Annotated in this window: 19 protein-coding genes and 1 pseudogene; 2 read left to right on the top strand and 18 right to left on the bottom strand. The window is 44.4% G+C overall.

The genetic code is table 11. From position 1 onward, the window contains the following. Position 1: 1 nt before the first annotated feature. The 14 genes and pseudogenes from fabZ to trhA form a co-directional block, all read right to left on the bottom strand. Positions 2 to 433, bottom strand: a complete 432-nt coding sequence (gene fabZ, locus NBH03_RS01700; protein ID WP_015514642.1) for a 3-hydroxyacyl-ACP dehydratase FabZ — start codon at positions 431 to 433, stop codon at positions 2 to 4. 75 nt (positions 434 to 508) lie between these two features. Continuing rightward, positions 509 to 997 (bottom strand): acetyl-CoA carboxylase biotin carboxyl carrier protein, encoded by a 489-nt coding sequence (gene accB / locus NBH03_RS01695; protein WP_250796476.1) that lies wholly within the window; start codon positions 995 to 997, stop codon positions 509 to 511. Between the two features lie 2 nt (positions 998 to 999). Continuing rightward, positions 1000 to 2250, bottom strand: coding sequence for a beta-ketoacyl-ACP synthase II (gene fabF, locus NBH03_RS01690; protein ID WP_250796885.1), 1251 nt, complete (start codon positions 2248 to 2250; stop codon positions 1000 to 1002). Between the two features lie 47 nt (positions 2251 to 2297). Then, positions 2298 to 3044, bottom strand: a complete 747-nt coding sequence (gene fabG / locus NBH03_RS01685) for a 3-oxoacyl-[acyl-carrier-protein] reductase (protein ID WP_250796468.1) — start codon at positions 3042 to 3044, stop codon at positions 2298 to 2300. A gap of 25 nt (positions 3045 to 3069) precedes the next feature. Beyond that, the gene (fabD, locus tag NBH03_RS01680) at positions 3070 to 4002 is read right to left on the bottom strand and encodes an ACP S-malonyltransferase (RefSeq protein WP_250796464.1); all 933 of its coding nucleotides are present in this window, start codon (positions 4000 to 4002) and stop codon (positions 3070 to 3072) included. Further along, positions 3995 to 4948: pseudogene (gene fabK / locus NBH03_RS01675) on the bottom strand (enoyl-[acyl-carrier-protein] reductase FabK); the annotation flags it as partial. The pseudogene fabK and the gene fabD, both read right to left, overlap by 8 nt. An 84-nt stretch (positions 4949 to 5032) precedes the next feature. Beyond that, positions 5033 to 5257 (bottom strand): acyl carrier protein, encoded by a 225-nt coding sequence (locus tag NBH03_RS01670; protein ID WP_015514648.1) that lies wholly within the window; start codon positions 5255 to 5257, stop codon positions 5033 to 5035. A gap of 312 nt (positions 5258 to 5569) precedes the next feature. After that, positions 5570 to 6541 carry a beta-ketoacyl-ACP synthase III gene (locus NBH03_RS01665; protein ID WP_250796460.1) on the bottom strand — a complete coding sequence of 324 codons (972 nt, stop codon included), beginning with the start codon at positions 6539 to 6541 and terminating at the stop codon, positions 5570 to 5572. A 362-nt stretch (positions 6542 to 6903) separates the two neighbouring features. Next, on the bottom strand, positions 6904 to 8673 hold the full coding sequence (locus tag NBH03_RS01660; RefSeq protein ID WP_250796458.1) for an AAA family ATPase: 1770 nt from the start codon (positions 8671 to 8673) through the stop codon (positions 6904 to 6906). A 221-nt stretch (positions 8674 to 8894) separates the two neighbouring features. Then, a complete protein-coding gene (locus NBH03_RS01655; RefSeq protein WP_250796455.1) occupies positions 8895 to 9380 on the bottom strand; it encodes a hypothetical protein in 486 nt (161 codons plus the stop codon). A 220-nt stretch (positions 9381 to 9600) separates the two neighbouring features. Then, a complete protein-coding gene (locus NBH03_RS01650; protein ID WP_015514659.1) occupies positions 9601 to 10863 on the bottom strand; it encodes a dihydroorotase in 1263 nt (420 codons plus the stop codon). 130 nt (positions 10864 to 10993) lie between these two features. Then, the gene (locus NBH03_RS01645) at positions 10994 to 11254 is read right to left on the bottom strand and encodes a prevent-host-death protein (protein WP_250796446.1); all 261 of its coding nucleotides are present in this window, start codon (positions 11252 to 11254) and stop codon (positions 10994 to 10996) included. A gap of 69 nt (positions 11255 to 11323) precedes the next feature. Then, positions 11324 to 11866 carry a DUF3877 family protein gene (locus tag NBH03_RS01640; RefSeq protein WP_250796441.1) on the bottom strand — a complete coding sequence of 181 codons (543 nt, stop codon included), beginning with the start codon at positions 11864 to 11866 and terminating at the stop codon, positions 11324 to 11326. Positions 11867 to 12002: 136 nt separating this feature from the next. Beyond that, positions 12003 to 12692, bottom strand: coding sequence for a PAQR family membrane homeostasis protein TrhA (gene trhA, locus NBH03_RS01635; RefSeq protein ID WP_442872328.1), 690 nt, complete (start codon positions 12690 to 12692; stop codon positions 12003 to 12005). 299 nt (positions 12693 to 12991) lie between these two features. Between trhA and NBH03_RS01630 the strand changes: the two genes are divergently transcribed. Next, positions 12992 to 13540 (top strand): DUF1836 domain-containing protein, encoded by a 549-nt coding sequence (locus NBH03_RS01630; protein WP_250796432.1) that lies wholly within the window; start codon positions 12992 to 12994, stop codon positions 13538 to 13540. On the opposite strand, the gene pdxT is transcribed toward NBH03_RS01630, so the two are convergent. Next, positions 13504 to 14088 carry a pyridoxal 5'-phosphate synthase glutaminase subunit PdxT gene (gene pdxT / locus NBH03_RS01625; protein WP_250796428.1) on the bottom strand — a complete coding sequence of 195 codons (585 nt, stop codon included), beginning with the start codon at positions 14086 to 14088 and terminating at the stop codon, positions 13504 to 13506. The two genes, NBH03_RS01630 and pdxT, sit on opposite strands and share 37 nt — an antisense overlap. Positions 14089 to 14178: 90 nt before the next feature. Continuing rightward, positions 14179 to 15054 carry a pyridoxal 5'-phosphate synthase lyase subunit PdxS gene (gene pdxS / locus NBH03_RS01620; RefSeq protein WP_215631599.1) on the bottom strand — a complete coding sequence of 292 codons (876 nt, stop codon included), beginning with the start codon at positions 15052 to 15054 and terminating at the stop codon, positions 14179 to 14181. A 117-nt stretch (positions 15055 to 15171) separates the two neighbouring features. Here pdxS and pdxR point away from each other — a divergent pair, with 117 nt between their 5' ends. After that, positions 15172 to 16614 carry a MocR-like pyridoxine biosynthesis transcription factor PdxR gene (gene pdxR, locus NBH03_RS01615; protein ID WP_250796424.1) on the top strand — a complete coding sequence of 481 codons (1443 nt, stop codon included), beginning with the start codon at positions 15172 to 15174 and terminating at the stop codon, positions 16612 to 16614. Positions 16615 to 16621: 7 nt separating this feature from the next. Here the strand turns inward: pdxR and xdhC are convergent, their stop codons facing one another. Then, positions 16622 to 17086 (bottom strand): xanthine dehydrogenase subunit XdhC, encoded by a 465-nt coding sequence (xdhC, locus tag NBH03_RS01610; protein ID WP_215631601.1) that lies wholly within the window; start codon positions 17084 to 17086, stop codon positions 16622 to 16624. Next, on the bottom strand, positions 17079 to 17966 hold the full coding sequence (gene xdhB, locus NBH03_RS01605; RefSeq protein ID WP_250796422.1) for a xanthine dehydrogenase subunit XdhB: 888 nt from the start codon (positions 17964 to 17966) through the stop codon (positions 17079 to 17081). The genes xdhC and xdhB overlap by 8 nt, the downstream gene beginning before the upstream one ends. Positions 17967 to 17968: the final 2 nt, after the last annotated feature.

Below are 17968 nucleotides of genomic sequence, written 5' to 3'. Positions count from 1 at the left end.
TTTATTCCCCAATAGCCAGTGTCAGTTCGGCTTTAACAGCCACTTCTCCATCCACGGAGGCAATGGCCTCGCCCACAACAACAGGTCCTTTCTGACGAATAATTCTTGCTTCCAGTTTCAATTTATCTCCCGGCACAACTTTTCTTCTGAAACGGCAGTTTTTGATACCGCCGAAATAGCCAAGCTTGCCTTTATTCTCTTCCTGCATCAGCACAGCCACTGCACCCACCTGAGCCAGGGCTTCGATGATCAATACCCCGGGCATCACCGGTTCCTGTGGAAAATGCCCTGCAAAAAAGTCTTCTCTGTATGTCACGCATTTATAACCCACAGCATATTCGCCAGGTTCATAATCTTCGATATAATCCACCAGCAAAAAAGGATGTCTGTGCGGAAGAATCTCCTTAATCTCATTAATTCCAAGATGTTTCATTAGTCTAACTTCTTTCTTATATATTACAAAATCAGTTCAGCACTTATCTGCACAGCCCAGGCAATTCTATACAACCTAGGCAATTCTGAACAGCGGCTGGCCATATTCTACCATCTCGCCGTTTTCCACAAGAATTTCAGCCACTGTGCCATCAAAATCACTCTCAATATCATTCATCAGCTTCATGGCTTCCACAATAGCCACTGTCTGACCTTTTTTCACCGTATCACCCACAGCTACATAAGGGGCTGCATCCTCAGCAGGTGCGGCATAAAATGTGCCCACCAACGGTGATTTCACAAGAAAACCTTTCTGCTCTGCCTCTTTTGTTCCGGCTGCCTTCTCCTCTGAATCTGCTGAAGCTTCTGACTTTGCTGATGCTGCAACTGCCTGCATCGGCATCACTGACTGGCTGACACCGGCCGCCGGCAATGTCTGTACCGCTGTCACTACTTCTTTTTCCTTCTTCAGGTTCAGACACACACCCTCTGCTTCATATTTAAAACCCGTCAGTTCTGAATCTGACACGGCCCGTATCAATTTTAAAAGTTCATCTAATTCCATTTTTACACCTGGCCTTCATACTTCTTGAAAAGAAGGGACGCATTATGTCCGCCAAACCCGAGGGAATTGCTGATGGCATACTGAATATCTTTCTCTACAGGTCCGTCAATAGCATAGTTTAAGTCACAGCCCTCGCCAAGTTCTTTCGTTCCGATAGTCTGGTGGATAAATCCCTCTTCAATAGCCTTCACTGAAACAATACTTTCCACCGCACCCGCAGCACCCAAAAGATGACCGATCATGGATTTCGTCGAATTGATGACAAGATTTTTGGCATCCTCGCCAAAAGCTTTCTTAATTGCCTTTGTCTCAAAAAGGTCATTGTGATGGGTACCTGTACCATGGGCATTGATATACTGTACTTCAGATGGAGCAATGCCTGCCTCTTCCATGGCCAGTTCCATAGCTTTGGCGGCACCGCTGCCGTCCTCTGCAGGGGATGTGATATGATAAGCATCGCCTGTAGCACCATAGCCCACCAGCTCTGCATAAATATGTGCACCTCTTGCTTTGGCATGCTCTAACTCTTCCAGTACCACTACACCGGCACCTTCACCAAGAACAAAACCGCCCCTTTCCTTGTCAAAAGGAATAGATGCGCGATCCGGATCCTGGACTGTGGTTAAAGCTGTCAGTGCTGTAAAACCTGCAACCGCTGTCGGGCAGATGCAGCTCTCTGTACCGCCGGCAAACATTACCTCCGCATCCCCATACTGGATAGCGCGAAGAGCATCACCGATACAGTTTGTTCCTGTGGCACAGGCTGTCACCACATTAGTACACTTGCCTTTTAAACCAAGCTGGATTGACACATTGCCTGCCGCCATATTGGAGATCATCATCGGTACAAGCAGCAGATTCACTCTGCCCGGTCCCTTTGTCTCAATGGTCTGGCAGGCTTTTTCAACCTGCTGCAGGCTGCCCACACCGGAACCGATGATCACGCCGCAGCGATAAGGATCTTCTTCCTCAATATTAAAGCCGGCATCCGCGCAGGCTTCCTTTGCTGCTGCCACCGCATACTGTGAAAAAGTCTCCATACGCTTTGCTGCCTTGAAATCCATCAGCTCCTTCGCTGAAAAATCCTTGACCTCTGCTGCAATTTTTACTTTATAATCTGTGGTATCGAATTTGGTAATTGATCCGATACCGTTTTTGCCTTCCTTGACATTCTTCCAGAAAGTCTCTACGTTATTGCCGATAGGTGTCACTGCACCCATACCTGTAATCACTACTCTGCGCTTTTCCATCATTTTCTCCATTCTGAAATCTATCCATATCACCTATATAAGCAATCCGCCTACATGACCATGCCGCCGTCCACGTGCAGCACCTGTCCCGTTATGTAAGCCGCTTCATCCGACACCAGAAAGGCTGCCGCATTGGCCACATCCTCTGCCTGTCCGAAGCACTTCAGCGGAATCTGCTTCATCATCTCATCCTTCACTTTATCTGCCAGATCTGCCGTCATATCCGTTTCAATCATTCCCGGAGCAATAGCATTCACCGTAATGCCTCTGGAAGCCAGTTCTTTGGCTGCGGATTTTGTCAGGCCAATGATACCTGCCTTGGAAGCTGAATAATTGGCCTGTCCTGCATTGCCGGCCACACCCACGACAGAAGCCATATTGACAATCCGTCCATAGCGCTGACGCATCATCTGTCTGGCTGCAAACCGGATACAGTGAAAAGTGCCTTTCAGATTCACATCGATGACACTGTCAAAATCTTCTTCCTTCATGGCCATCAACAGTCCGTCCTTCGTGATGCCTGCATTATTGATCAAAAAATCAATCCGGCCGTATTTTTCTGTCACAGCCTTGAAAAAAGCTTCACAGGCTGCAAAATCACTGACATTGCACTGAAAAATATCCGCCCTGCCGCCTTCATCTATGATCTCCTGCTGTACAGCCGCAGCCTTGCTTTCTGAACCATTGTAATTAATAATCACTGTCGCACCGCAAGCTGCCAGTTTTTTGGCAATGGCCCGTCCGATACCTCTGGAAGCACCGGTCACAACTGCTGTCTTCCCATCAAATTTTCCCATTTCGTTCTCCTGTTTCTATCCCACATCAAATGATTAATTGTCTAAGTTCTTCAATAACTTTCTGTGCGTCCTCCACCGTATTCACTGTGTAAACTTTTGCATTACGGTTAATTTTCCGCATAAAACCTGCCAGTGTCTTTCCCGGTCCGATTTCAACAAATGTATCCACGCCATCGGCGATCATTCGCTCCATAGAGGCCTGCCATCTGACAGAGGAAGCTACCTGTTTTGCCAGAAGAGCTCTTGTTTCATGAATATCGGTGACATATTCCGCTGTGACATTGGTCACATAAGGGATTTTCAGTTCTGACCACTGCATATCTGCCATCTCCTGATCCAGCGCTTCGCCGGCCGGAATCATCATCGGTGAATGGAACGGTCCGCTGACATTCAGCATGACGCATCTTCTGACACCGGCTGCTTTTAATGCTTCCACCGCCTGCTCCACCGCCGATTTTTTGCCGGTAATAACAATCTGTCCCGGGCAGTTGTAATTGGCAATGCTGACACCTTCAATCGGTGCCAGACATTTTTCAATCAGCTCTGTTTCTGCACCAATGACAGCCGCCATGGCTCCCTTACCTTTTGGTACGGTATTCTGCATGAGAATTCCCCTTTTGCGTACAAGACGAATGGCATCTTCCGTTGTCATACCGCCAGCCGACGCAATGGCACAATATTCGCCGAGGCTTAATCCGGCTGTAACATCCGGATTAAGTCCTGCTTCTTCCAGAACGGCCGTCATGGCCAGACAGGTTGTCACCATGGCCGCCTGTGTATATTCCGTCTGATCTAATAAATCATTCTCTTCAAAGCACAGTGCTTTCATATCTATATTTAAAATCTCTGAGGCTTTATCATAAATCTCCGCCGCCAGAGGGCTGTATGCATAAAAATCTTTGCCCATTCCCGCTTTCTGGGCACCCTGTCCCGGGTAAATAAACGCTATTTTATTCATAATATTTTCTCCCAAAACATTCTTCTGTCTCTCTCACCAGTTTCCGGATCAGATCATGACAGTTCATCACTTCTTTGACCATGGCGGCACTCTGACCAGCCATGACACTGCCATTCACCACATCTCCGTCCACGACAGCTTTTCTTAAACCGCCGAGGGTCAAAAGCTCCAGTTCTTCAAATCCTGCTCCGGATTTTTCCAGTTCCAGATACTTCTTCGTCATCTGATTTCTCAATGCTCTGACAGGATGTCCCGTTGTTCTTCCTGTTACACGGGAATCGATATCTTTTGCCTTAATAATGGCTTTTTTATAATTCTCATGGACCTGTGATTCCTCTGTTGTAACAAATACTGTTCCCAGCTGAACCGCTTTAGCCCCCAGCATAAAGGCTGCGGCCATACCGCGGCCATCCGCGATACCACCGGCTGCGATTACCGGAATCTTCACTGCGTCAACAATCTGAGGCACAAGAACCATTGTTGTATTCTCTCCAATATGGCCGCCGGCTTCACAGCCTTCAGCCACCACTGCGTCTGCACCGCAGCGTTCCATTCTTCTTGCAAGTGCTGTGGAGGCTACCACCGGGATGACTTTCACACCGGCCTCTTTCCACATCTGCATATATTTTTCAGGGCTTCCGGCACCGGTTGTTACAACCTTCACGCCTTCTTCCACAATGACCTTAGCTACTTCATCCGCATAGGGACTCATCAGCATAATATTGACCCCGAAAGGTCTGTCTGTCAGCTTTCTTGCTGACCGGATCTGTTCACGCACCCATTCTGCCGGCGCACTGGCTGCGCCTATCAGTCCAAGTCCACCGGCATTTGATACGCCGGCTGCAAGATGATACTCAGCAACCCAGGCCATGCCGCCCTGGATAATCGGATATTCTATTCCAAGCAATTCGGTTACTTCCGTCTTCATATTACAACCTCTTTCTGTCTGTTTTGATGTCTGTCTTTTCCGTCAATACAGCATTCTGTTTTCCTGCTGTTATTCTTCTATTCAGCTGTTACCCTGTCTTTCTTAGTTCTGATGAGCTGTCAGATAATCCACCACATCACCGATGGTCTTTAAGGTGCCCATGGAATCTGCATCAATTTCAATACCGAATTCATCCTCAAAATTCATGACCATATCCATCAGGTCAAGGGAATCTGCACCAAGGGATTCAAATGTTGTCTCTGCATTCAGATTACCAGCTTCTACTCCAAGTCCTTCTGCTACAATTGCGATTACTTTCTCTAACATAATTTTGTTCTCCTTTTCGTTGATAATATATATTTTGTAACTGTTCAGAGCCAGCCTCCAAAATGCTACGCATTTCGTCGGTGTGGCGTATCCGCCAAATAAAATTTCAAAAACAGTTTTAAAAATGCAAGCATTTTATACCTGTTTTTTGAAATTTTGCTTGGCTCTGAACAGTTACATATTTTTAATTTTTTTATTAACTATTTCAATGCATAACTTCTGTCTGTACCCCATCCGAAGATGAAATGCATTCCGCATCTGATGATGCCTGCCGCCCTGAGACGAATTATGCCTCACCGCTTCAGATTCGAATTATGCATGCCACTCCATATAGACAGCGCCCCATGACAGACCGGCGCCAAAACCGGCCATAATGATTTTCTGTCCATCTTTAAGCTGACCACTTCTGTTCATCTCATCCAAAAGAATCGGTATGCTGGCAGATGAAGTATTGCCACATTCCGCGATATTCATCGGGAACTTCGCGATATCCGATTTTAACCGCTTTGCTATGGCTTCAATGATCCGCTCATTGGCCTGATGGGTGATAAACCAGTCAATGTCTGCCTCTGTGCAATGCATCTGTGTCATCAAAGACTTTGCCATCTCCGGCATCTTTCTCACCGCAAACTTAAAAACTGCCGTGCCGTCCATATCAATGTAGGTCTTACGGTCTGCTTCCTTCTGCTGCCAGTCATTCTGCACGCGGCTCTCACAAGCCAATACATGACCCATGGTGCCATCAGAGCCTGCAACCGAAGGATAAAGCTCTCCTTCTTCTGCCTGAACAACGGCTGCACCGGCGCCGTCACCAAACAGGATACAGCTGCTTCGGTCCTCCCAGTTATTGATGGCTGACAGCGTCTCGCTGCCGATGAGCAGAATTGTCTGATACAGCCCCGCCGCAATATACGCCTGAGCCGTCTGATAAGCAAAGACAAATCCGCTGCAGGCTGCACTGAGATCAAAACATACTGCCCGGTCTGCCCCCAGAGCCGCCTGAACCTGAAAAGCCACACCGGGAATCACAGCATTCGGCGTAATGGTGGATACCAGAATCATATCGATTTCCTCCGGCAGCACATGGCCATTCTCAAGGGCCCGTCTCCCGGCCTCCACCGCCATACTCACCGTGGTCTCGTATCCGGATGCAATGTGTCTTCGGACAATCCCGGTCCGCTCGCGAATCCATGCATCACTGGTCTCAACAATCTTCGCAATATCATTATTATCGTAATATTTCTCCGGCAAATAAGAACCTGTGCCGCATATCCTGCCTCTCATAGTTCATCTCCATCTGTCAAATAACTGTTTTGAATTTTAGTTTTAATATAAAATCTTTTTGATTTAAAATAATTTGATATTCAAATCTTTTGATACTATAACATAATTAGCAGAAGTTGGCAAGTAGTTTTTTGATAAAAAAGAAAAGTGCGGTTTCCAAATATATCAAAGAGTTTCAAAAAGAGCTTATTCATTACAGGCCGCTCCCGCTGCCAACGCTCGGTAGTGGTACATAAGGCAGTACAAAACACTGCCTAAGTACCAACCGGCGTTGAAGCACCTATAACGAATAAGCTCTTTCCGAAACTCTTATAAGATGTTATTCTAACCGCACTTTATTATTCCCTACTTATTCTTTCACCTCAAATCAAAAACTGATTAACCTCATCTTGAGATAAATCTGCCAGTTTCTTTCCTTTTTTTCTTGCATATCTTGAAAGTTCCAATAAATTAACATGACAGGATGGTGCATTAACATACGGATTCGATGTTTCATAATAACCTTCACTGAGTACAGCTTTTTTCATAGATTCAGGCCTCAATTCTCTTTTCTGATAACGTTCTATCAAGCACTGGTGCTCTTTACTTTCCTTATCATAATTAATTCCCACAAGTAAAATATCCCCAGTATAAGCTATAATCGAATCAGGATATTTTCGCTCTTTAATCTGCTGCAATGCCGTTACAGCCTTTTTATTCCATTTTAGTTCAATTACCAGTGCAGGATAATCATCAATATATTCCGGTTTCGGTATATAAACAAAATCAGCAAATCCTCTACCTGTCGGCAATTCTCGAACTGGCTTAAAATAATAGGACATCGAACTTAAATAAGCAATTGTCAGCACACTGCAGAGGGAATTTTCATCGTTATATTGGATGACTGAAGTATAATCAGAATGAATTTTTTCAATTTCAGCTGCCACACCCTTTTCATTCATATCCAGAGTTTCTTCCAACAATTTCATCGAAGACTGTTGAAATTGAATCATTTCATCCCATTTTCTGCGCTTGACAGCCTTTATCAGTTCCATCCGCACTTCTTCATTCGGAATAAACGCTCTCTCCTTGTCCTGGTCATAAGCCAAATAGCCAAGATGAATCAAATAAGTCAAAACATCGTCCCGGCAATAAAAATTGTTTATATCATTCTGGAATGTACCGACATCAACTTCTATCGCATTACCTGCCAGCATTTCTATAATAGCTGTTTTCAATCCGTCAAAGTCCATATTGATCAATGGGACAACTGCCTCATAAGACCCCGTCTCAGACCAATAGCTTCTGAACTTATCTTTCAGCATCACACTGACAACCGCTTTAGGATTATAGACCTGATAATCTTCCAACAAATATCCGTCATACCATCTCTTAACCTTCTCAAAGTCTCTATGATATTTCCGGCAAAGTTGCTGCACTTCACTCTCAGTAAAACCAACATGCGGTGCTAAAATACTTGCATCCAGCATCGTAAATTCATCAAAATTATTGAGTGCCGACTGTGTACGTGCCTTTTTAATCGGCAAAATTCCCGTCAAATAGGCAAGCTGAATATACTTTGTCGGTTCCGTCCCTTTAAACAGTCCCCGAAGGAAATTAATATAGTTCTCCTGAATCTTCTGGTCCACTGCCATATCTCTAATCAAAACATCCCACTCATCAATGATAATGACAAATTTTCTTCCTGATGCAGCATAAATACAGGACAATGCTTCCGGCAAGGATTTCATATGATCAGGCAATATATTCGGGTAATAGACTCTGAGTTCGCTTATTGTCTTTTCCACAATATAAGAGAGAACACATTCCGGACCGCCAGCCGGTTCCATACACCATTGAACATCAAGATGAATCACATCATACTGATTCAGATGCTTTTTAAAATCAGGACTCTTACCGATTTCCAAATCAGCAAAAATAGTCTCAGAATCACAGCCTTTGCTATAATAGGCCGTCAGCATATTGGCTGTAATTGACTTGCCAAATCTTCTCGGACGACTGTTGCAAATATATGCCTGTAGTGTTCCGATTACTTTATTGGTATACTCAAGCAAACCCGTTTTATCAACATAAATACTGGAAGCCAATGCAACTCTGAATGCATCATTTCCTGGATTTACAAAATTTCCCATCCATGCACACTCCTTTCTGCAATTTACTTTCAAAGTTCCTGCGAAATACACTGCCTTAATCATACCATACTGTAGCCATTTCCTCAACTTACATCTACACCAGTGTCTCTGGCAATTTGCAATACTCCTGATATTTTTAAACAAATTTTTCTACCTAATAACGAAGGCTTGAACAGCAAACCTTGCCATTCAAGCCTCATCAATTCAATATTTTGTTCTATCTATTTGGAAATACTATCCAGAAAATCAGCTATTTTCTGCCAATCTTCCCCGCCTACTGCAAGTTCATAAGAAAGGCCGTTGCACTCTACGATGACTGCATCACCTTTCTCAGATGTTGTTTCAGCAAAATCACTGCTGGAAAAATTCAATGTATACTCACTACTTGTTATACTATCGAAAAAAGCCTCGGAATATTTCTCATTTGATGAATTTTTCAATTCACTGCACATTTGATTAAATGCTGTGATCTTCTCTTCATCCTCAACGACTTTATTTTCCAGAAGATTACCTGTTTCATTATCTTTTAAAATAATCGTCATTCTATTCTTCACAGATGTCTCTCCAGCAGATATCGACTCAGATGTCGTGATTTGTGTACTGCTTGTTTCACTGTCCGCGGCAGTTGTATTGGTCTCTTTGCTGCATCCGGATATAGCAACTATACATAACATAGCAATTAAAATGATTCCCTTAGATTTCATCATATCACGCCTTTCCCTTTCCGATTATTTTGTTGCTATTTTCTTTTCACATTATGTCATCAATCTATAATGTTACACAATAATTTTAGCATGTCCCCCCGGAAAAACAACTTAAGAAATCCTTACATTCCCTTTATTTTATAAATTATCCTGAATTATTCAGGCTTAATTTTTTCATATTATTACCTTACTGTGGTCTTCATCCTATTTGAATATCGGTTTATTAACCCTGATAAACAATCTTTCCAGCACAGATTGTATAGTGAATCTTACCCGGCAGCTCCCATCCTTTAAAAGGACTGTTAGATGCCTTTGACGCAAAATGATCCACTGTCCAGCGCTCTTTTTCACCAAAGATTACAAGATCAGCCGGTGCATCCTGGCTCACACTGCCCGGAATCATACGATAAAACTCAGCCGGATTTTTGCTCATGCAGGCCATCAGCTGCATCAGCGTCAGATGTCCCGGTTCAACCAGTGAAAGCAGGCCAAGACCAAGAGAAGTTTCAAGGCCTGTGATACCGCTTGGTGCTTCCGCCAGCGGCTTTTCCTTTTCTTCTGTGCTGTGAGGGGCATGGTCTGTCACGATCAGATCGATGGTGCCATCCTGCAATCCCTCAATAATTTTTAATCTGTCGTTTTCTGTACGAACCGGCGGATTCATACGTGCCAATGTACCGTATTTCAGTACAGCGTCCTCTGTCAGTGTAAAATGATGCGGAGTTGCTTCTGCATGAATATCGGCCCCCATTTTCTTTGCCATGCGGACAAGCGCCACAGAATTCGCTGAACTGATATGCTGGATACAGACCGGTGCCCCTGTATGCAATGCCAACATACAGTCTCTGGCTACCATCACATCCTCCGCTGTTCTGGATGCGCCGCCATAATTCAGCTGTTCAGAAATCCTTCCCTGATTCACACCGGCCTGTTTCACAAACAGCGGGTCTTCTTCGTGCAGGCTGATCGGCATATCCAGATCTCTTGCTTTCTCCATGGCCGCCAACAAAAGCTTCTCATCCATGATCGGAATCCCATCGTCTGTGAAACCTGCAGCTCCGGCTTTGGCCAGCGCATCCATATCTACCATCTCCTGACCTTTTAAGCCTTTGCTGATGGCTGCTGCCTGAAGCACATGAATACCGGTCTTTTCGCCTTTTTCCTGAACATACTTTAATGTTTCCACATTATCTACCGTCGGCTTTGTATTGGCCATACAAACAACAGTCGTAAAACCACCTCTGGCCGCTGCCGCAGCACCTGTCAGAATATCCTCCTTGTAAGTCTGTCCCGGATCTCTGAAATGAACATGCGTATCAACAAGTCCGGGTGTCACAACAAGTCCTGTTGCGTCAATCACCTCTGCACCTGCCGCTGACAGATTGTGTCCTACCTCCTCAATATGTGCGCCGTCAATCAGCACATCCATCACTTCATCCACACCTGTTACAGGGTCTACTACCCTGCCATTTTTAATTAAAAGCATATGTAATCCTCTCTTTTATTCATTCCAATAATCTTCTATTTCATCTGATATTGTCTTAATTCCAAACAACTTCCACATAAAATTATCTCTTGTAATTTTTCAAGCGCATTTGGAGAATATAAGATTTTCTTCACTCAAATACCTCCAGTTCTTTTTCAACATCTTCTGATGGAATCCAGCCTTCCAGATTAGCTCGTTCCTCTGACTTCTTCAATTTGGAAATTAGCTGATATGCTGCACGGTACCTGTCAAGTTCATCAATTTCATCCATTGTAAGTATCCCATATTCACCATGACCATTTCTCGTAAGATATACTCTTTTTGAAACGTCAACCTGCTTCAAAATATCGGTATAATTTCTTAAATCCGATATTGGTTTAATATTAGGCATGCTCACCATCTCCTTTACATGTTTACATTATAACCGATTAGCACGTATTTATACAAGTTAATTCACAAGTCAATTCAACAGCATCTGATAATCTTCTTTTGTAAAACGATGATAAATCGTATGTCCCATTTCCATCTTAATACAGTAATAATAGGCATCATATTCCGCATCGTCAAAATAAACCGCATAATCAAAATCCGTACCCGATGCCATCTTTTCACAATGGTAGGCTTTATCAAACTGCGCAAAGCAGGCACAGATTTCTTCTATTGTTAAGCTGTGATGATGTGCAAATAGCTCGACTATTGCTTTGAGAAAAGGCGGGTCTGGGATTTCTCCTGCCACATACTCCGCACCTTCCGCAGGGACACGCACCTCAAATCGCCCTTCATGGATAAAAAACTTCAACCTGCCAAGCACCGTTGTATCAAAAACTGTATTTGTTCTGAGCGCCGCAAGCATCTCCTGCTCATCTGTATAATTGGTTCCCAGGATGGCATTCATAGACGCCATAGGAAAATAAAGTCTGATCACTTCTTTCTCCGCCCCCAGCTTCAGCTGTGCCTCCTTAATCTGCTCTATCACATTTTGAATTAATTTCTGCTCATTCATATTCTGCTCCATTTTTATTTTCGGCTATAAACCATATCAGTTTTATTTTATCACATTACTATCACAGACTCCACAAAAAAAGAAGCTGTGACTCATTTTAAATCACAACTTCTTCTATCATTTTCATCAACCGTCTTTAGTTACACAAATAAACGTACATCACAATAAAGTGACACAAACTTCCTGCCATGACAAAAACATGAAACAGTTCATGACAGCCAAAGTACTGAAAGCGATTATGGAATACAGGGAATTTCATTGCATAAATCACGCCGCCCACTGTATAAAACAATCCGCCGGCCAGAAGCCACATGAACGCTCCAAATGATAAGCCTGCAACAAGCTGTGGCATCGCAAGGACACATACCCAGCCCATCGCAATGTAGATGACCGATGAAACCCACTTCGGACAAGTCACCCACAGCAGCTTAAAAATCATCCCCACAATCGCCAGCCCCCAGACGATAGCCAGCAATCTCATACCAATGCTCCCCCTTAATACAGTCAGACAAACCGGTGTATAGGAACCTGCAATCAATACAAAAATCATCATATGATCCATTCTCTTCAAACGCAGATTCGCCTTTTCTGAAATGTCGAATGAATGATAGGATGTACTTGCACCATAAAGAAGAATCATGCTGATCATAAAAACACTCATACCGATCATCGTCATCAGATCAGCACCACAGTCTGAAGCATGCACCAGAAGAACCGGCGTCATTAGAACCGCTGCCAGAAATCCAATAAAATGGGTTGCTGCGCTTCCCGGGTCCTTCACTCTGAAATGAAAGTCTCTGTCTCTATCCAAACTCGCTGTATACATTTGTTTCGTCAATGTCTGTGTCCGCATAAAACATCCTCCTTATATTTTAAAAGTCTTTATTACAACATTATAAGTTTTTCAAAACCTTGTGTTATTATACTATATTACTTTCATTACTTTGTCAAGGGTTTTTCAAAAACCGATATCAGCATTTTTCCAATCTTTATAATTGACACCCGGAATAAAGAATGCTATGCTTCTACTAAACAAGTACAACCATGAACATGATTGTTTCATAATTAAATAATCACCCAAATAACAAACGATCACGATACAAAATAAAGAAAAGAGCGTGTTTTATGAACGAACATATCCTATCCAAAATGGCTGACCCTATTCACAATTTTCACCTCCCCCGCTATCAGGAAATCCCCGATGTCGGCCTTTACCTTGAACAAACCGCCAAATATATCGACAGTTACTTAAGCCCTCTGGAAGATATCAGCATCACCGGCTCTATGATCAGTAACTATGTCAAAAAGAAGATCATCAACAATCCCGTCAAAAAGCAATACAACCGGGATCAAATTGCTGCCCTGATCTTTATTGCTGTTGCCAAATCTGTGCTTTCTCTGGACAATATCCATATGATGTTTGAGATTCAGCGTCAGACCTATGATAATGAAACCGCCTATAATTATTTTTGTCAGGAATTTGAACAGGTCCTTTGGCATGTGTTTCAATTAGATATGGCCGATGTCAGAAAAGATACCGACCATAACACAGAAAAAGAGCATGGCACTTTCTCTAACGAGAAAACCATGCTCTGCAATATGATCATCACTGTTGCCCACAAGATCTATCTGGACCGCTATTTCTCTTTATTGAGAGATGAAGATACCATCTGAACAAAGTACTGATGCAGCCGGTTATCGCCATCCAGTTCCGGATGAAAAGAGATAGCCAGCTGCTGTTTGTACCTCACACCCACAATCCGTTCATCCACCTTTGCCATGACTTTGACTTCCGGTGATGCCGTTTCAATATACGGTGCCCGGATAAAGGTCATCGGTATCACACCAATTGCTTCAAATTCTGCATCTGTGTGAAAACTGCCCAGCTGACGGCCATAGGCATTTCTCTTCACCGTTACCGGAAGGGTCTGAAACCATCTTCTGTCATCATTGCCAAGCTCCGCAGCCAGAAGAATCAGTCCGGCACAGGTTGCAAACACCGGCAGGCCCTTTTCAATCTGCCCTTTCAGTCTGTCAAACATTCCCAGCTCTTTTAATAATTTACCCTGCACCGTACTCTCGCCGCCCGGCAGGATCAGTCCGTCGTAATGTCTGTCTAAATCTTCTTTTTTTCTCAGTTCAAACCATGAGATACCCAATTCATCTAGTTTCTTCTCATGCTCTGCAAATGCTCCCTGTACTGCCAGTACTGCGATTGTCATTGACACTCCTTCTTCCTCATGTACATTGTACATTTTGATTTTCTCGATTTATCCTAATTCTCTCAGGCTTATCAGCCTATTCTCACAGGTTTATTTACCCCTTTCAGCCATTAAAAGGGCAATTTCATCTTCGTTGATACCCACCATGGCTTCACCAAGGTCTTCGGATAATTCTGCGATCATAGCGGCATCTGTGTAATTTGTCACTGCCTTGACAATGGCATTGGCACGTTTCTCAGGGTTGCCGGATTTAAAAATACCTGATCCGACAAAGACACCCTCAGCACCCAACTGCATCATCAGTGCCGCATCCGCCGGTGTTGCCACACCGCCTGCCGCAAAATTGACAACCGGCAGCTTGCCATTTTCATGCACATACTGTACAAGCTGGTAAGGCACTCTTAATTCCTTGGCAGCCTCAAAAAGCTCATCTTCTCTCATGCCCTTGATCTTGGCAATTTCACTGTTCATCATGCGCATATGACGGACAGCCTGAACCACATCACCGGTTCCCGGTTCACCCTTTGTACGGATCATAGAAGCGCCTTCATTGATTCTTCTGAGAGCTTCACCAAGATCTCTGGCGCCACACACAAACGGCACTTTAAATTTCGTCTTGTCAATATGATAGACATCATCGGCAGGAGACAGAACTTCGCTCTCATCGATATAGTCAATTTCAATGGCTTCCAGAATCTGAGCCTCCACAAAATGTCCGATTCTGCATTTGGCCATTACAGGAATAGAAACCGCCTGCTGGATCTCTTTGATCATCTTCGGATCACTCATTCTGGCTACACCGCCTGCTGCACGGATATCTGCCGGAATTTTCTCCAAAGCCATAACAGCGCAGGCACCTGCTGCCTCTGCGATCTTTGCCTGTTCCGGTGTTGTTACATCCATGATCACACCGCCTTTTAACATCTGCGCCAGCTGTTTATTTAATTCATATCTGTTTTCTGCCATGATTTTCGTTCTCCTTTGTTTACATCTAAGTTTTTTTCCATTATAATGAAATCTGAACATAAATAAATAGCCATTTTGATATTATTTAAGATGGCCAGATTGGAGGTCACATGCCAGATGCTTACCTACTCTTTTGCCGGAACAGGGTCAGATTCTTTATATGAACATTTATATAAATGCATACGAAATGATATATTATGCGGGAATCTCTCTATGGGAGAGAAACTGCCGTCCAAACGAAATTTTGCCAAAAATCTGGGCATAAGCACCATCACTGTTGAGAATGCCTATGCCCAGTTAATCGCCGAAGGCTATATTTATTCTATCCCCAAAAAGGGCTATTTTGTTTCCGATATCCATACGATCCTTCCTGTGGAACAGATGCATCCCTTTGAGGAAGACAACGGTTCTTCCTCATCCATCGACAGCCCATCCATGATTCAGAAAGCTGATATGGAAGAAAGCCATCATTTTGCTGTAGACTTTACAAGCAACCAGACAGATTCAGAATATTTTCCCTTTTCTATCTGGTCAAGGCTCATCCGGGAACTGCTCAGTGACAGTCAGCAGAAGCTGATGATCAATCCTCCCTGCGGCGGTATACTAGAGCTTCGAGAAGCCATTGCCAGACATTTGAAGGATTTTCACGGTCTGCACATCTCCCCGGAACAGATTATCATCGGAGCCGGAACGGAATATTTATACGGTATCCTCATTCAGCTGCTGGGCTTTGACAAGAAATATGCCATTGAGGATCCGGGTTATCACAAAATCGCCAAAATATACAACAGCCACAATGTGGACTGTGATTATATTGCCATGGATGACAGCGGCATCCGGATTTCAGAACTGGAGGAGAAAAATATCGATGTCATTCATATTTCCCCTTCCCATCAGTTTCCAACGGGTATCACCATGCCTATCGGAAGACGATACGAACTCCTTGGATGGGCTTCAAAAGCACCTTCCCGCTATATTATCGAGGATGATTATGACAGCGAGTTTCGTCTGACTGGCCAGCCAATCCCAACCCTTCAGAGCATCGATGTTCTTGAGAAAGTGATTTATATCAATACTTTTACAAAAACACTGGCCTCCACCGTCCGTATCAGCTATATGGTACTGCCGAAACATCTGGTGAAGGCCTATTATGCCAAGATGCAGTTTTATTCCTGCACGGTATCCAATTTTGAACAATATACACTGGCTGCCTTTATCAACAAAGGACACTTTGAAAAACACATCAACCGTCTGCGTATTCACTATCACGACAAGCGGGATATGCTGCTGCAGTGCATCAAAAGCAGTCCTCTTTTCAATCATGTCACCATCAAAGGTGAGGACGCCGGTCTGCATTTTCTGATGAAGATAGACACCGAACTCACGGATGAGATCATCTGTCAGCGGGCAGCAGCCAAAGGCATCCGCATTATGCCGTTATCCAAATATTACTATCACCCGGAGAAAGCCATGCAGCATATACTGGTAGTCAACTACTCCTCCCTGACACAGGAACAGATGACAGAGGCCACCCAGGCTTTCAATGAGATTCTCGGATAGCTAATTATTAATAGCCCACCACTTTTTCCAGAGCGTTCAATATATTCTCATAGCCGGTACAGCGGCAGAGATGCCCGGAGATGAGCTTTCGGAGTTCGTCCCGGGTATATTTGCGTCCTGTTCCGATGATCTCCACCGCAGACATAATAATGCCCGGTGTACAAAAACCACACTGGACCGCTGCCTCATCCACGAAAGCCTGCTGGATCTCCGAGAGTTCTCCTGTCGGTGACTGCAGCCCCTCCACTGTAAGAATGTGTTTGCCCTCAGCCCACATAGTCAGATAGATGCATGAGTCGATGGCTTCTCCATCCACCAGTACAGTACAGGCACCGCACTCTCCCACTTCACAGCCTTTCTTCACACTGGTCAATCCCAGATGATTACGCAAAGTGTCAAGCAAAGATTCTCTGTCATCAATGGCCAGCTCCACCGCTTTGCCATTCACATTCATATGGATTATCTTAAGCATCGACTTCACCTCCCCCATTTCTTATGGCCTGCGCCATGGCACGTTTAGCCAGTTCCTCCACCAGCTGCAGACGAAATTCCTTCGAGGCACGCCATGAGGTTCTCGGATTCACTTCATTTAAAACACCTTTGCCGGTCTGAAAGAGCAATGCCTTTGAAACAGCCTGCCCTGAAACTGCTTTTTCTGTCTCCGGACATCTGACAGGCGTCGGTGCCGCCACGCCGTAAGCGATCCGCATGTCTTCAACAACCTTCTTGTCCAATGACAGCTTCACCAGACAGGCGCACCCCAGGGTCGCGATCTCCATGGCATTTCGCTTGCCGTATTTGATGTAGCATCCGGTGTACCCTTCATAATCCCTGCGTCTGATACGGATAGCCGTCATCACTTCCTCATGGCAGCGTACGGTTTTACCCGGACCTGTATAAAATTCCTGAATCGGCACCTGTCTGATGCCCTCCGGGCCCGTCAATTCCAGAATCGCATTATAGGCAAACAGAGATGACGCACTGTCCGCACTGGTGACACCGTTGCAGACATTGCCGCCAATGGTGCCGATATTGCGGATCTGCGGGCCACCCACCTGATCAACGGCATATCCAAGCATCGGAATATGCTGCTGCACCAGCGGATGCGCCGTGATATGAGAAAAACTCGTTCCCGGACCGATCACGATGGTTCCGTCTTCTTCCATTGTCACCCCTTTTAACGCTGTAATATTGTGAATGCTGACAAGGGATCGGCCTGCTAATTTGCCTTCTCTGATCTTGATCAAAACATCACTGCCGCCGGAAATAATCTCTGCATCCGGCCATTCCTGCAATTTCCTGATGGCATCCTCTACACTGGCTGCCTCATAAAATGATCCAATATCATACATAA

This window comes from Coprococcus intestinalis, assembly GCF_023656595.1.
Lineage (GTDB): Bacteria > Bacillota > Clostridia > Lachnospirales > Lachnospiraceae > Coprococcus_A > Coprococcus_A intestinihominis.
The sequence above is the reverse complement of the archived record's forward strand: the minus strand, read 5'-3'. Positions and strand labels throughout refer to the sequence as shown.